Origin of the sequence: Desulfovibrio sp. JC010, assembly GCF_010470675.1 — a bacterium.
GTDB lineage: Bacteria > Desulfobacterota > Desulfovibrionia > Desulfovibrionales > Desulfovibrionaceae > Maridesulfovibrio.
On record NZ_VOIQ01000003.1, the window covers coordinates 179,374 to 194,660 of the forward strand.

Sequence of the window (15,287 nt, forward strand, 5' to 3'; positions counted from 1 at the left end):
AAATGGAAGGTCAAACCATATATAAGGCAGCTCAAATTGTTAGTCGTACTGGGGGGCAGATTGAACAAATATTTAATAGGATTGATGAATTTGTCGCAGAATTGGTGGAAAACAGCGAAGTTTTCAAAAATTCTGTTACGCATAATGGTGGCTCCACCGATTCTTCCGGTTGGGTAAATGTTTCAGATATACGTGGGTATGGCTTTATAGAAACCGGAAAGCAAAAAAAAGAAACATTCCAACTTGCTTTTTTAGTTAGAATTATGGACGAAGATGAATCTTTAGGTGTCTCCAACTGGCAGCCTTGTTTGTATATGCTGGCAGTTATGAATGATGGATATGCGGCATGGGGAATCGACGATTTTTATTTGCATTCTGCTCTTGGTAAAGGTTATCGTTTGGGTTCTGATAACAAGATGCTTGTTTGGGATGAAGAAGGGGAGCGTGGGGCAGTTTTTGTGGTTCCTCTTACCAGCATTTCTGACGAAGTCGTTTTGAAAGAACAAATTGTGGAGCCTGTTTTTTCAATGGCTGAGAAATTACTCGATGAATCTTTGATGGAGTATGAGTTGGCAACCAACCTAGCTTTTAAATATGAAATTGTTGATAGTAAACTTGTTATAACATAGTGCTACGCGGTTTATATGTTGTGGTTTACTGGCATTTTTATGATTTTGTATGAAATGTTAAATTAGGCATTTTCAATTTCTCCCAGTTGTTCAGACTGCGGTTCTTTTGAAAGTGCCTCCCTCTGCTGAAGCGCAGATGTTTCCTCTAACCTTTTTATGACTCTCTTGGCAGCATATAGAGCCCAGATAATATCAACAAAAAAGAATGTGAACAGGCCAAAATTGTAATGATTAAAATGCTTAACCATAGCCCTGCTATCCCCATGTTAATAAAATGAGCGAGAAATAGAAAAGGCGTAAGAGTTATCATTGCGAAGAGAAAATAAGGCAGCATTAGGACATAACCAAATATTTTTATTCTTCTGTCACTACAATTTAGCCTTTTAATAAATTCAATGGCAGTTACCTCAGAGCCATCGCGTTTGACCGTTAAAAAACGTTTTCCAATACCATAGTCTGTAAGTTGATCTAAGGGAAAACTCTTAGTCATAAAGAATCTAATTAATGCGGCATCCATCCGTTTACCCGATAATCCCAAGTAGCCTTGTTCTATAAGATAATCGTGTGAGAGTTCTTTCCATTTGTTGTCTCCGAATATTTTATTTGCAAATTCGTAGTCGAGTCTAAGTTTGTTTTTGCTGCTTCGGAAAATGGCTTTGAAAACCTTCGAGCCAGTAATAATGGGGATTATCAGACCAAATACGGCAACGATTAATTGATAATCTGAGTTAGTTAGATTCATATAAAAATTTCCATTAAGTTGTTAATTCACAAGGGAAAGTAAAAAGCATTTCTTCTGTGGAGTAGCTCTCGTAAGCCATTTTTTTAGTGGTAAATCTCGCTCTACACAGAAAAGATAATGAGGAAAGAGTGGGCTCAGTAACCCAAGTTTTGAGATGATCTTTATTTAACAAAGTATATGTGCCGCAATTAGGGCCGAAGCCTTGTGGGTATGCAACATCCCAATTAACGTTCCAATATCCACAATGACCAATAGTATTTCCATCATGGTTAAAATTTATGTGATGCCCTTCGCATGTACCGATTAACTCGGACTCTATTGTTGACAGGACTGGAACATAAATACCTCGTGTTTCTATGTCTGAATGCCAATGACCAAAGCGATTTTTGGGCTCAACCTGAGAAACAAGAGGGCGGCAGTTGGTAGCTAAAAATTGCTCTCGAACTGTTGTCTGATAGTGCAGTCGGTCTTCAAATCTAGTTGCACTTGAATAGCCACCAACTCTCTCAAATAGTAAAGGAGATGCCTCTTGTGCAGTAAAGAAACCACACAAACATGTGATATCTACACGTGAGAAACTATTAAAGATAATTGGGAATGACAATGCTCCTAGAAACAAACTTTTATCAATAAAGTTAATGTTTTTAGTGCATTGTTGCAAAAAAGCGAGAAGATTCTCCTGTGTGATTTGTATGCTAGCCTTCCAGTCAGCAAGCCATTCAGGATTACTCGGGGAAAGGTTAGCCAAGAGAGGATCAAAAGGAAGAGCCCAAAGAGCATAATCTTTGATAATAGATTCAGGAACTTTTTCCTGCATACAATGCTGTAGTGTTCTTAAGTACGCAGACCTCCCTCTATGACTGTTGTCAGTGTTAAATCCACCTGTTGCTTCCCGATCACTGTGAACAAAATAGGAGATAATGGAATTTCCAGATGGGGAATATTCAAATGTTCTTACCCACTCAAATTTATAGTACTCAGTAAAAGGGATACGTTCTATTTTTTCGATATGTTTGAGAATTAATTCAAATATAGATGGAATCTCTTTTCCGTTAACTTTTCCAAATCCTTTGTCGTCCTTTGGTTTTTGGAAAAGTAATTGAATATTAGTGGCCTCTTTACCGTATCCTATTGGAGTAGGCATGATGTCTTTGATAAGCATGTCGGAGAGAATAGATCTCGCTGAAATTTTGCCGCTGATTTCTGCTGAGGGTGCATATCCTTTCCTTGTAGCCATCCAAAATACAGATAAAATTTCAACACATTCCGATTCAAGTCGACGGGTAGCTAAATCTTCAAGAAGATGTTTTTCGATGAGATCTTTTGTGTCATCGGCAGCTAGCAAGTCAGACAGTTGTTGTGCAGTCCACCATTTTACAGCAGAAATCGGTAATCTAAGCCTTGAGACAAGTACATGATATAAGATTGAAGCCTCGTCTATCTCTGAATCCCAATCCCAATTAAGCTCTTTTAGTTTGAAATTTTCAGTATCTTCTTTGAAGGATAGGCTAAGGTTGTTAATGATATTTTTTGCTTCTTCAGTACGACCCAGCTTTGAAAGAAAATATACCAAACGGCTGTTAGGTATGATTTGAATGTCTTTTTCCCATGGTAAGCAAGATCGTGTAGTTATTTTAATAAATTTATTTGCCGTGGAAGGATACAATCTAGCGATTTTTTCAAGTCTCGAAAGGGATTTTTCAACTGATTCGTAATGGTTCTAGTCGCCCCATCCAAGCATTTCGATTTGGGCTTTTATAGCTAGCGGGAAGGCTTTATTTGTACCAAATATTTTTCGGCAACTTTCAAATAGTGAGTCCAAAATATAGCGATAATGTTCAGGCATTTTTTCTTGAAGAACTACCGGGGAAAGTTCTTCGACTAGACTTTCCTCTTCTCCTTCGGCGCACCAGTAATCATACCATTCATTTATAGTTGGTTTTGCGTAAGAGGAGTAACTAAAGTTCTTAATTAGATCGCTGTGTCTTTCTGGGCGATAGTTTTTAAAATTAATTTTATCATCTTCTATATCTGGAGGTGTTGCCGTATGTTCATCAATGGGAGTGGTAACTCCTCCGTTGAACTCAATAGCTATATTGCTTGGTTGAAAGCCATCATTTTCTTTTTCCTCTCTTTTGCTCAAAGTGCTAATACAATTAGCTGAAAGTCCTGTCTTGCATATTGTCGTAAGAGCTGGATTAGAAATGTTTATTCGTTTAAGTATTTCGTTTAATGTGTGTTCGGCATCATACCATTCGCCGTCAGATACCTCTTGTCTATATTTTGAAGCTAAGCAAGGGATAGAGGTTTTTCCTATATACTCTGTTAACATCTTTTGAGAATGATGAACTTCATCCCCATCAGTATAATCGGATATCCAGTAAACCTCTTCTGCAATATTTTTCAGTGCATTTTTGGCATAGGAAGGATCTACATCTATGATGTGCTTAATTGAGTCTAAGACATGAAACACGTAGGGATCTTTATGGTTGCCATACCCTAAAACAAATTCCCAGCAAGACTTTGAAAAAGCATTACATTGTTCAACGTCATCATGAATCATCGAGATGACTGCTAGGCTCAAATTGTTTTCGATTAACTCGTAGACTTGAAAAGTAGATTGCTTTTGAGCATGAATTATTTTCTTATTAAGGATTGCAATTGCATCGTTTGAAAGAAGGCTCATGCCTTGTTCAGAGTACCATTCTATGAACAAGTAGATGTTGAATTTTTCGTATGAGGTAGCTTGTTTTAGACTGTCTATTCCAATGCAAGAAGATGTCGTAAATATGTGAAGGTCAATAGCCAACGTCACCCATCGTTTGAAAAATTGGTTTATTTTATCCCGCGTTGAAAAGTCGTTAACTTCTGGCAGTCGTAAGTCTTTAGTAAGGGCTAAACAGAAGTCCAGTGTGACGTTTTGTCCACTTAAACATTTATTAAATATTGTCTCAGCAAAATTGATAGGCGTTATATATAAATCAGAGATGTCTTCGTCGTATACTTCGTACTTAGGAAAAATCCACGAAAATGACCCTTGGGCATTTTGTAATATTTGTAATGTTTCAATGAAATATTGTTCAAAACCTACTTCTGTGCAGTCATATCTATATACTCCTGCACTAATAGGTTGAATTGAAGTGTGATATTTTGGTTTTGATGGGTCACAAGCAAGTAAACATTTTAAAAGAGCTCCACGTCCGTGAGTTAAAAATTTGTTTGCAGCTATAAATCTTTCCAAATCTACTTGTTGAAGAATTGCCATGCGAACTAGTGCTTCTTCAACTTTTTGTTTTCTACTATATTCTTTTACTCCTTCATTTATCATGAGTAAGTTTTTAAAATTATCACTGGCAGACAGTGCAAATATGAGTGAATCAAATGCCTCTTGAGGCCACGAATCGAGGTGTCCCCCATGGATAATATTATCTAAATTTAATATGTTATTTAAAGCTCCAGCTTTTACCACTGACGCGAATTCGCTATAATCCCTGTTGTGGGAATGTGATGAATTTATTTCTAAGCGGTCTCTAAATCTAGAGAGTGCTTGTTTTGCAAATCCCAAAGAAAGTTCATTGTCTTCTCTGTACCACAGGGCAGTAGAGATAGACGCGAGCTGTTGGGGAGAATAGGTTCTAGATGCCGAGATTGCTTCAGTAATCACTGATTTTGGTGCAGAGAATAGCGATGTTTGTTGTAGAATTGAAATGTCGGGTATTTGAAATTCTGGACCATTTTGCATCCTATTCTTTAGATGCCTATGGCGTTGCGCTTCGCCAAAAGCTCTTCCATCAAAAGCAATCTCTTCGGCCTGTTTTTTCAAGTTAATAAATGTATCAATAGGGTACCCTTCAGCTAGACGCTCAACAACCCAACTTTTTGTTGTATTTTCCCGTAGAGGTTTTGTGTCTCCTGCTAAGGCGAGACATGACCAAAGTCGGGTTTCGCGAAGTGAGGCTGGTGCGTCATTCTTTAACCATTCGCACAAACCCGGAAGAATTGTTCCAATTCTAGAAATATGGTCTTTTTCAGCTAAAACAAATACGACTAAACTTTCATGGAATGGGCAAAATCCAGCAGCACTTTCGTACAGGAGGTGCTGGACGCCAGTGAAATCTGGCACTGGGTATTCACTTGCAATAACTTTATTGAACAAGTCAAAAGGCCAGAATTGAGTTAGTTCGCAGCAGATATGTAGAATATCTTTTTGCTGAGTAGAAAGATTAATCCATAAACCTTTGTAGTATGTCTCGATGTGATGACTTTTGCATTCCGGCAATTCCTTTATGCGCCATTCTGTGGGGAATTTATTGTTAACGGCAAAGTATTCACAGGAATAGATCATTTGCAGTGGGTAGCCTGCTGTTTTGTCGTGCAAAGCCAAGGCACTTTTTTTCAGTAAATCAATGGGGTCTTGGTTGTCTGGAGCATCCGCAAACCGACCTTCTTCATACTGACTTTCCATGTAATTAAAGATTGCGTTTTCATTCATCAAAGGCAGTTCGTACCAGTTCTCCCTAGGACTTAATTGAACTAACCGATCAGGTAGCATTTTATCTTCAACAGGCTGGGTACCGACGACTATAATCGTATTGTCTACGGCAGGAAGTAACTGTTTAAAAAGATCATCTAATGGGGCCTTATCTTTATAATTATCTCTCCAGACATGATCTAAGCCATCAACGATTATTATAAGTGGAACACCCTTTTCTTTAAAATAGGCTGCACATGATTTTAGTTTGGCTGATAATTGAACACTTAAATCATGAGAGTCATTTAATTGGACTGCTTTTGAGTATTTGTACTCCATCTGATTAATAAGAGATGATGCCACTACAGATGGCGTAAGGCGATTGTCTGTTCTATCGTCAAGAGATAGGAAATAATGATGTCTTATGACTGGGATCTTCCTTTTTTCTAGGTCCCTGTACAAATAGCTAAGATATGTGCTTTTCCCGCAGCCGGGTGCTCCACTAAGAACAATTAACTTTCCTGCGGCTAAAGTTATTGCCTCTACTAAGTTGTCATGAAAATAAGCGTCTGGAAGATTGTAATTGTCAGGAACTAAAAACGATTGTGAAATCGGTTCTGGTTTTGATACGGATAAAATTTTATGAATATCTTTCAGGCGAATCCACCCATCCTGCGAAGGGATTCCTTTGAACTTTGCCCAGTTATTTGCTGCGTTAAAAAGTCTACAGTATCCATCAAGATTTGAAAATTTGGAAAAGCGTTCTATCAGTTCATTTTCAAGATTTTTATAACTTTTGCTGCTGTGCTTTATTGTTAGGATGTCAAAAAGATCTTGGACTTTTTCTTCACTGCCTAGCTGAGTTTCAATTTGCTCTTTAATGTCTTGCGGAATACGCCGAAATATAATTCTATTTCCATAAAGGCATGTTTCCACCGAACTATTAGGGGGTTTATTCGTTAACAAGACAACTTTTCCAAGTTTGTCTGGAGCTACGGATTTTATGGCCTTATATAATTTTTGCAGCAAAGAAGTTGAACGGGAGGTCTTACCGGATTTTTTGAGTAACCATTCCCAAGTAATTTTGTTATCTTCTTTGTCTGGATTTGGAGTAAATTTAACTTGATAGTAATCTTGCTTGCCGCCCTCTCTAATGCAGGTGATGTCATCTATCCCTTTAGGCGCATCTGTTTCTTTGTCTGCTTCAAAAAGTACTCTTTCGTATCTACTGGGTGATTCAATCCAATCGGCTAATAATTTAATCCCATGTAATGTTTGATAATCATAGCCAGTATATGTGATTGCACTGGTTTTCACTTGATCACGCGCCATTTTCAATTCCTTTTATTCTAAGTGGGGTAGCTTCTGTGTTTTTTTGTTTTTTATTCTTTTAATTATTGTCTTGCAAGCATGTATGCAATTAGGCTTCAGTCTTTTGTTTTAATTTTAGGGTGTTGTTGCGAGTGTGTGCGTTGGATTGTTTGGTGCCGTGGGAAATATATGCTATAATATACCCATGAAAAACTATCGAATTACACGTGATATGTTTTTCTCCAATTCTCAGACAAATCTCCTGCTTAAAACCTGTCAGCAAATGTCTAAAGGCCAGCCGGATCGTGTAACGCGAATCTGGCGAGTCAGGTATATGCTTGCGCTCCTCGCGCTACGTAGCGGGTTGAGAGTCAGTGAGATTGCGGCCTTGAGCATTGGAGATTTGTTTCTTGAAGGCAACAAAGAACACTACCTGATCGTCCAGAGGGGCAAAGGAGGCAAAAGACGTGATGTTTATCTTGATGACAAGCTGACTCGTGAAATTCGCAAATTTATCAAGCAAAAGGAAAAATGGAGGGAATCCACCTCCCTAAGATCTCCTCTTTTTGCCGGAAGGGCGGGCAAGAACTACACAACAACGGCTTTGCACATAAGTTTTAAGGAAATTCTTAAAACCGCTGGATTGCCCAAGCAATACTCTATTCACAGCTGTCGTCATACCTACGCGACCATGATTTTGGCGAAAAGCTGCAACCTTCGCTTTGTCCAGAAGCAGCTGGGTCACGCCAGCATCAATATGACCGCACATTATGCGGATGTCCTGCCGGAACTAAATCAGGCTCTGGCGAATACCATTCTTAATTAACTGTTAACCGCACAGGATGCGCTTTTACCCGACTTGCCGGGGGCTTTACGTGCGTCCTGTGCAGGAGGTCCCTATGTGGAATGAACCATCTGTTGAACGTCTGTCCCGGATACCCAAGTTCTACGAAACAGAGGATATTGAGGTCAAAGAGAAGCTTATTTACCTACATTTCTTCATCGGTGGCTGTGATTGGTATGTTGCCGAGTTTGACGGTGATGATACCTTCTTCGGCTATGCAATTCTTAATCAGGACTACCAGAACGCCGAGTGGGGGTATTTTTCCTTTGAAGAGTTGAAAACCCTACGAGTCGGGGGAAGTGAGGTGGATTGCGAGTTGGAAAGGTTTTGGCAGCCAAGAAAGGCCAAAGATGTGCCTGAAATCTGGAGGAAAGCCTAATGGATGCCAGAGACATGGAAGACCTGATCATAAGCCTGTTTGACCCCCAGTTGACCGTAGCGGAAAAGGTTCAACTGGTTCAGGAAAACCCGGTTGTATCATGCTGTTCTTGCGATAATGCCGGGGCCTTATGTGAGTATGGGGCGGTTGTAAGCTTCTCGTGCGGTGATACTTTTTTGCTGCACATAATCCCGATTGATCAAGACCGTGGCTAAACCATATCAGCAGGGCTATCTAGATGGCCTGTGCGGGGTATACAGTCTGATAAATTCGATCAGGTTGTTATACCCACGCACAGGCTTTGTTCGTAGCCAAGAATTGTTCTCTGAGTGTCTAGAGTGGCTTGATAAGCGAGCGTCTTTGCCTTGCATACTTACAGAGGGGATGAACATAAATATGGTCGTAGGGCTCTCCAGAGAGGTCTTTGAGCCGAGGTTCCCCGATGTTAGTCGAAGGCGGCCTTTTTACCGTAAGCATGTTGACCTTGATACTTACTGGTCCGATATGGAAACTTGGCTCTCCGCAGGACCTTCAGCGATCTTTCTGTGTCTGGAATCGTGGGAGTGGTCCCATTGGACTGTCGTTTCCGAGGTTCAGAAGCATAGGCTGGTCTTATCTGATTCATCAGGGCGAAAGTTTACCTATAGAAGACATTGCTCTGTTGAGGAAATTTCCGAGGAGAGCCCTATTTGTCTGCATCCACCGGGAACTTTGGTTTTTATGCGGGATTAATACGGAATTTTTTAAAAAACCTCCTTGGATTTTGCTCTCCCAAATAAAATTAAATATCGAGGTTAAGCGCGCTCTTTTTACAGGAAAACTAGGGATTCTGTCATTCAGCCAAGGAATCCCTAGTTTTAAATGTTAAATGGAGTCTAGGTTTAAACCTCCAAAGCCTCTAATCTTCTTATATCCAAGGGCTTCAGCTCGCTTTTGCCAGCTTTTTGCTGCATTTCCCCTCGATTTTAAGACCCTTTGCATAAGAGGGCTCATGGGTTTGGATGTTGTTTTATATTTTGAAATGTTTGTCTTGAGAGCTTCTCTTGCTCGCCTGTATTCCGTCTGAAAAATTCCTATGTCATTTAATTCTTGCTGTTTTTGGATTGGTGTTATTGCTTGCGGCCCGTTGTGACATTTATAAGTCCGAATTGAGCTGAATTGCATCCGACCTTTAAGGAGCTCTTTAAATCGCGGGTTTGTAATAAATTCATGTAGTTGTGTTAAACCTAAATTTCTAAACCGGGTGTCTTTGTTGGCAATTTTAAACTCGACACGGACAAGATTAATATGTTGACGGTCCCAACTTGAATTATTGGCCCCGTCAATTTTTTTGTACATCTCATCTCCCCTCTCATAGATATTTACGCCTCCTGTTTCGCCTTTGTTGGCGATTCTGAGTCCCCTGTTGCTGGGTAAACCTGTTTCCTCCAATGGAATGCCTCCATATAGAGTTACTTCTCCTCTCATGTGGCTAACGTAGGTGTGCTCGCAAAGAAGGTCAAAGACCTCCGCTGCGCTCTCGGGACTTTTGCATATGAAATCTGTTGCGTATTCAGCTTCAGAGACTACGACATTGGCGAAGGACTTATCCAGTAATGAGAGAAATTCTGGAGAACTATCTGTTGTGTCCAGAAGCATCGGTTTGTAGCCAATCGTGGAGTCTAAGCGTAATGCCGCTCTTTCTCCGTTGGGGCCGTGAATATATTGAATGCTTTTGTGGTCAGAACCCCAAGAATTATTCGGGAGTTTAGGTGAAAATGTTATCTGTGGTGGTCTTTCCTCACTGAACTCCTTTGCGGACATCCTCACTCTGTGCAAATGCGTGTGAACACGTTTTATGCCGTCAGTGATTTGTCCAATTTGTTTATCTGAAAATTTACTACTATTTTTATTTTGGATTTTTTTCTTTTTCATATACGTATTATCCATATACCCCCTCCCTATTAGAGAGGGGGTATGTATACTATATAACTAAGTAATATATACAGTACAAAAAGGGTTGTTCTTTGTGTTTTTTCTTTTCAAACTGTAACTTATAATTATGCTGCGATTCTGGTGTTGCATATTAAGATGATAGATTGATTTTCTTGATTTCTTTATCTTGCAGTTTTTTCCCTTTACGCAATTCCCTGATGATTTTTTTTCTTTTTTTGATGGGAAATTTAGGGTGCGACATATGATATAATGTAGTAGGTCTAATTCCTTCAGTAGATTTTGCTTTGGGGAAAGCTCTGAATACGTCCATACATTTGTAAGCATATGAAATTCCGAAAGGGAATTCCTTCTTGATTGTGTTGCAAAAATCTCTATTGCTTTCTTTTTTTAATCTTGTGAGATGTCTACCGAGCCTATATGTGTGTTTGTGTTTATTTTTATAGAGCTGGAGTATTTTTTTCTTAGTTCTGTCGATGCTGAATTCTTTTTTCATTTTTACCCTCTCTTGTGTGGTTAGATTGTTTGTGATGACTTTCGCGGGAGTTTTGTATGTGCGAAAACTCCTGTCCGTTGAGTCTTATCTATTTACAATATCCGACACGGAGCTGCATCTGGGCTAAAGAGAACGCACTAGTTTAATTGAAATAAACTAGTGCGTAATTAGAGAGGTCTGTGGTTTTTTCGTTATTTATATTGAGGGTTTATCTCTCGTGTAAAAGAAGTGAAAAAAATAAGGAAAATGCGAGACGAGAAGATTGTGGGTAGAAGACCTGAGTCTGTTAACTGGGAGAATATTTCTTGTTCATCTTCTGGGTTGTCTCGAAAAGATGTTTCCGCAGTCCCTGCGGTTCGAGTAACTCAACATCGTTGCCTAAGCTAAGTATCCATGCGGTAACTTCGTGGTATGACTGTGCTGAAAGGGTTAGGATAACACCGCCGTCCTGCTGTGGCTCAATATGCTGATCTGTACTCCATTGCCGTTCGCGGATGTATGGTGCTGTGGATTTATTAATGCGAACTTTCACTTCAAAGGGGTCTTCAATATCAAATCCGAAGTAGGGAAGGGGCTCCCGTTCCTTGGTTCCGAAGTTGAATTGAATCCCGGTGGTAGAGATCCTGTGAATCCTGTGTATCGCTAAAGTCTGCTCGTGTTTGATTTCGTGGGGTGGGTGTTCGTGAAGTTTCCAGCCTTCTACATATAGGGTTGCGTTTCTGGAGTGAATTTTATCCGGGGCGAAGTATCGGCTCTGTGGTTCTGTTGCCCCGGCGCGAGTGTAGGAAATTTGGCAAATTTCATTATTTTCTATGCATTCCAGAAGAAGTGAAATTTCATCCTGAAATTTATCATAATTAATCACTCCCCGGTCATTGCTGAAGAAAGAGGTTGTCTTGTGCTTTGTCGGCTCGGTGTTGCTTGGAACAAAAGACTCTGCACTTATGAGTGCCTGTTCAATTTCGTGCTTGATGCCCTGCGGCAAGATGTCGGAGACCATGTCTTTGCACATATTCAGGTAGCGGATGTCCTCAGCTTTCAGGGATACATTCATGCTCTCTTTCCGGGCTTCTATCCAGAACCAACGCCTGCCGTTCTCCATCTCAGTCATCAGGGGAAGGGTATGAGTGCGTTCTATGGTTTCCACCATCCTCAAAATCGTCTGTTTTGAGCAATCAAATTTATCCGCCAGAGAGGATAGATTGTATTTACGTCCTGTGAAAAGTAGCAGTCCGTAAAGGCCTAGGATTTTCTCCGATGGGCTTGCGTCATCATTGAATTTTTTTGCCATAATTATCCCTTTAAAATTTTACCGTTCCGGGAATTGGAACGCTCCTTTTTTATATCCCAAATATGGCTTGCAAACAAGCTGAGTGAGTTTGGTTGGACTGAGGAGTTCTTCTTTTACAGGGTATTGAAGGGTGAGCTTAGTCCGTTGTGCGAAGCTGAATGAATTTTTAAGGAGAAATATTAAAATGAAAAAGGTAATTTCCGCGATCATGATGCTAACTGTTTTAGCTGGCCTTCAGGCCTGCACTTCCTCGGCTATTGATACTGTTAAAGGAGGGACTTTGACCTTGGACAGCTCGCTTTCAGTCGGTCAGGCCTTTGAGAATTATAGCTACTTCAAAATTACTAGCTGGGATTCTTATGAAGACAACAGGGGAAGGCAGATTGTCGAATTCAAAGGGGTGATGGATTATGGCAAGTTTGTTGGGGCGAATTATGGAGGTTCTATCCTCAGTCCTGAAATTGTCACCAAGGCAAAAAAGAACATGGAAAACATGGAGATGTCTGTTCTTGCTCAGTTTGCAGTTAAAGGAAATCGCTTTTTACTGATTTTCAGTGGCATAAATGTTGGACGGGTGGATGAAAACGGCAAGCTTCATCAGAAAAAAATTCCCGACACGAGGATGGAAACTATTGAGGCTGTTTATAGAAATGAACCGCTTGAGCTTGTATCAATTATGCTTTTGAATTTTTGTAGTAAATAAAGCCAGATAAAAGTCTATTTAAAATAAGTAAGGCTCCCTTGGATATTCCGGGGGAGCCTGTTTTAGTCTGTAATCTACAAATTTATTAAGTTGTAATGATTGTGAAGAATATATGGGTGTCTTTTAACAAGCTAGAAGCCGAAGAATCTCGCAATAGATTTAAATATTCCAGCACGTTTTTCATTTGGTTTGTCTTGGCGGCCGTCTTTGTTCTGTGTTTCTTCCATGCTTGTATCATGCTGTTTGTAATGCCGATTCTTATTCAGCTGGTCATGGAACCGTCCAGCATCAATAGCTTTCTGGGACATATTACCTGCCCATACAATTTTGCTGTTTTTAATGAAGTAATGCGACCTGCACTGATAGCTCCAATTTCCGATTGAAGGAGACAGGGAAACGCTCTCTCCATCGTATGTTAATTTCCAGTCTGTAGGAGTGAAAGGAGTCACAACTTCTTGCCCGCAACCGCAGGCACACTTGTGAGAGGCGGTTGCAAATTCCATTGAAATATAAAGTGTCCCTTCTTCTATTTCAGTTGGGATAAATTCGCAGAATTGAATTTTAAGCTGCTTGGTTGCCATCGTCTTTCTCATCCGTGTCTAATAGGGCGCAATTTGTTGAATACGTCAGATGGTGTTCGTGTTCTAAATCTTGGTAGAATCCACTGAGCTGTTTCCATTTGATGACTGCGAGGCACGCATTTAATGCATTCAGCTCAGCAATTTGAATGTTGCTGGCATATTCTCCTCCTGCGACAGCTTCACCCATTGATACTCGTGTCGCAATATGGTCACTTTTGCTTTTCGTGCAGGTTGTAACTCGGCAGGTTCCCAAAAGTTCCTGACCTACGAGATGTACGTCCATCCCAACGTCTATGACTGTTGAGCTCGTATTGATTAAGGCATCGAAAATGTGTTTTTTGCATCGCCCATCGTCAACACACATGAACACATAGTCAAAGCCATTGAGTTCCTTGACTGAATTTAGGGAAATCATTTTTTTATGTACAATTATTCCCTTGCGCATTTTCGAGTACATTGTGGCTAAGTAGTCTACCTTTTTCATGCCTTGACTTAGTTCTTCAAATGAAGCTGCTCCCGGACACCTGAAAGCATTGTGTGAGAGAAAATCGTCAGCATCGAAAAGGTGTATCTCGCATACAGGGGTTTTAGCTACGAAGTCTAAAACATACGCACCCGTACCGCCCGATCCGACGATAGCTATACGCTGTGCTTTCAAACTCTCAGACAAGACTTGAATGCCTGCACGGCTCGAAGCGGTGTCAATATAATTGAAGACCGACTCCTCATTCATGGGCTTAATGGGAGCATATGTTCGGGGTGTTACGGTGCTTTCCAAAGCCATCGCTGGATGGGATATGATTTTTACGTACTGTTCCATTTTGGCGAAGTAGTTTTCATATCCTGCACTTGGTTTATTGGAAAACGAATGATCAGCCTCCACGTTAGGGGCTAAAGTTTTCTTCCCACTTGAGTGACGTATTGCTTCAATGGGTGTCCCCTTTTCAGAGCATGGGAACTCTCCTTGAAAGTATATCACGTGGTTATCTGGCTTGGCTGTTTTATCTCCACACAGGGTAAGTGTAGAAATAAGGGTTCCAAATTTAATTTCCTTTTGTGCGGAGACGTAAGGGATGGAATGAAGCAGAAGGTGTCCATTCTTTATTTCGACTTCGTACCCTTCATCTCTCAACCGCTTGAGGTCAGGACTAAGATTTATCAGTTTTTGTGACATTGATGATCATCCTCTCGCTAATAATGATGGTTTGGCCTTCGACAAGACTTCCTTGGGGGTTTTCTTCAGGACCATTCTTGAAAACAATGGTGTGAATTGTGTTGGGAGCAGGCTGAACATTAGGGAAAGCCAACTGAACGAGCTCAGTAAAGGAAAGAGAACGTTTGTTGATTTCGTGAGGGCGTCCATTAATAATGATAGTGATACTGACTTGTTCAGTATAAAAACGTTCAAGACCGGGGGTATCAAGCCTGACTTCTTCACGATTTGAGATAATTTGATCTTCACCCTTGCCGCGAACATTCATCCAAACATCATATGTGTCAGGTGCAACGTCAGCGAACTTTTTAAGTCTCCGGCCTGTAATTACAGGGGCTCCCCATTCAAATTTTCTTCCATCAACGGTGAAACGGTATGATTCTGCACTTCGGAAAGTTTTAAATCTTTCAAGCCCCGGCTGGCTTAAGTCTACACTTTCTTCGAGACGGATTTCCTCGAACTGACCATCTTTCAGTTTCTGGTAAATGATGTGTTCATCAAGAGGATGTTTGTGGGCGATTGTTAAAAGTTGATGGCCTGTGACCATCGTCTCGCCGAATTCAAACATAGAATCATCAATTTTAACTTTAAAGCATGTCTGATCAGGGGTCATAAATATTTTTCCTTGGCAAAACTTGCCTGTTTGACAACTATTAATTAGTCATGAATATAGTTGTCGTGATTAAAAGGTCCTT

General features: G+C 40.4%; 14 protein-coding genes. 5 read left to right on the forward strand and 9 right to left on the reverse strand.

Annotated features, from left to right (window positions below):
• Nucleotides 1–2: 2 nt before the first annotated feature.
• A complete protein-coding gene (locus FMR86_RS04790; protein WP_163349946.1) occupies nucleotides 3–629 on the forward strand; it encodes a hypothetical protein in 627 nt (208 codons plus the stop codon).
• 154 nt (nucleotides 630–783) lie between these two features.
• On the opposite strand, the gene FMR86_RS04795 is transcribed toward FMR86_RS04790, so the two are convergent.
• The 3 genes from FMR86_RS04795 to FMR86_RS04805 are packed head-to-tail and all read right to left on the reverse strand — an operon-like array spanning nucleotide 784 to nucleotide 7,174.
• Complete coding sequence (locus tag FMR86_RS04795; protein WP_163349947.1) at nucleotides 784–1,371, reverse strand: hypothetical protein; 588 nt, start codon at nucleotides 1,369–1,371, stop codon at nucleotides 784–786.
• 13 nt (nucleotides 1,372–1,384) lie between these two features.
• Nucleotides 1,385–3,037: a hypothetical protein gene (locus tag FMR86_RS04800; RefSeq protein ID WP_163349948.1), complete on the reverse strand. Its 1,653-nt coding sequence runs from the start codon at nucleotides 3,035–3,037 to the stop codon at nucleotides 1,385–1,387.
• A gap of 54 nt (nucleotides 3,038–3,091) precedes the next feature.
• Nucleotides 3,092–7,174 (reverse strand): ATP-binding protein, encoded by a 4,083-nt coding sequence (locus FMR86_RS04805; protein ID WP_163349949.1) that lies wholly within the window; start codon nucleotides 7,172–7,174, stop codon nucleotides 3,092–3,094.
• 184 nt (nucleotides 7,175–7,358) lie between these two features.
• Between FMR86_RS04805 and FMR86_RS04810 the strand changes: the two genes are divergently transcribed.
• From FMR86_RS04810 to FMR86_RS04820, 3 genes are all read left to right on the forward strand, one after another.
• Entirely contained in the window at nucleotides 7,359–7,979 is a 621-nt protein-coding gene (locus tag FMR86_RS04810) for a site-specific integrase (protein ID WP_163349950.1), read from the forward strand.
• Between the two features lie 73 nt (nucleotides 7,980–8,052).
• Nucleotides 8,053–8,376 carry a DUF2958 domain-containing protein gene (locus FMR86_RS04815; RefSeq protein WP_163349951.1) on the forward strand — a complete coding sequence of 108 codons (324 nt, stop codon included), beginning with the start codon at nucleotides 8,053–8,055 and terminating at the stop codon, nucleotides 8,374–8,376.
• Complete coding sequence (locus FMR86_RS04820; protein WP_163349952.1) at nucleotides 8,376–8,591, forward strand: hypothetical protein; 216 nt, start codon at nucleotides 8,376–8,378, stop codon at nucleotides 8,589–8,591. The genes FMR86_RS04815 and FMR86_RS04820 overlap by 1 nt, the downstream gene beginning before the upstream one ends.
• Nucleotides 8,592–9,240: 649 nt before the next feature.
• On the opposite strand, the gene FMR86_RS04825 is transcribed toward FMR86_RS04820, so the two are convergent.
• The 3 genes from FMR86_RS04825 to FMR86_RS04835 all read right to left on the reverse strand — a co-directional run bounded on the left by FMR86_RS04825 (nucleotide 9,241) and on the right by FMR86_RS04835 (nucleotide 12,095).
• Entirely contained in the window at nucleotides 9,241–10,305 is a 1,065-nt protein-coding gene (locus tag FMR86_RS04825) for a hypothetical protein (protein WP_163349953.1), read from the reverse strand.
• Nucleotides 10,306–10,441: 136 nt separating this feature from the next.
• Nucleotides 10,442–10,804 carry a hypothetical protein gene (locus FMR86_RS04830; RefSeq protein ID WP_163349954.1) on the reverse strand — a complete coding sequence of 121 codons (363 nt, stop codon included), beginning with the start codon at nucleotides 10,802–10,804 and terminating at the stop codon, nucleotides 10,442–10,444.
• A 286-nt stretch (nucleotides 10,805–11,090) separates the two neighbouring features.
• The gene (locus FMR86_RS04835) at nucleotides 11,091–12,095 is read right to left on the reverse strand and encodes a YafY family protein (protein WP_163349955.1); all 1,005 of its coding nucleotides are present in this window, start codon (nucleotides 12,093–12,095) and stop codon (nucleotides 11,091–11,093) included.
• Nucleotides 12,096–12,279: 184 nt separating this feature from the next.
• Between FMR86_RS04835 and FMR86_RS04840 the strand changes: the two genes are divergently transcribed.
• A complete protein-coding gene (locus FMR86_RS04840) occupies nucleotides 12,280–12,798 on the forward strand; it encodes a hypothetical protein (protein WP_163349956.1) in 519 nt (172 codons plus the stop codon).
• Between the two features lie 131 nt (nucleotides 12,799–12,929).
• Here FMR86_RS04840 and FMR86_RS04845 read toward each other — a convergent pair whose 3' ends face one another.
• The 3 genes from FMR86_RS04845 to FMR86_RS04855 are packed head-to-tail and all read right to left on the reverse strand — an operon-like array spanning nucleotide 12,930 to nucleotide 15,205.
• Complete coding sequence (locus FMR86_RS04845; RefSeq protein ID WP_163349957.1) at nucleotides 12,930–13,379, reverse strand: DUF6527 family protein; 450 nt, start codon at nucleotides 13,377–13,379, stop codon at nucleotides 12,930–12,932.
• Nucleotides 13,360–14,553 carry a ThiF family adenylyltransferase gene (locus FMR86_RS04850; protein ID WP_163349958.1) on the reverse strand — a complete coding sequence of 398 codons (1,194 nt, stop codon included), beginning with the start codon at nucleotides 14,551–14,553 and terminating at the stop codon, nucleotides 13,360–13,362. The genes FMR86_RS04845 and FMR86_RS04850 overlap by 20 nt, the downstream gene beginning before the upstream one ends.
• Nucleotides 14,528–15,205: a multiubiquitin domain-containing protein gene (locus FMR86_RS04855; protein WP_163349959.1), complete on the reverse strand. Its 678-nt coding sequence runs from the start codon at nucleotides 15,203–15,205 to the stop codon at nucleotides 14,528–14,530. The genes FMR86_RS04850 and FMR86_RS04855 overlap by 26 nt, the downstream gene beginning before the upstream one ends.
• Nucleotides 15,206–15,287 lie beyond the last annotated feature (82 nt).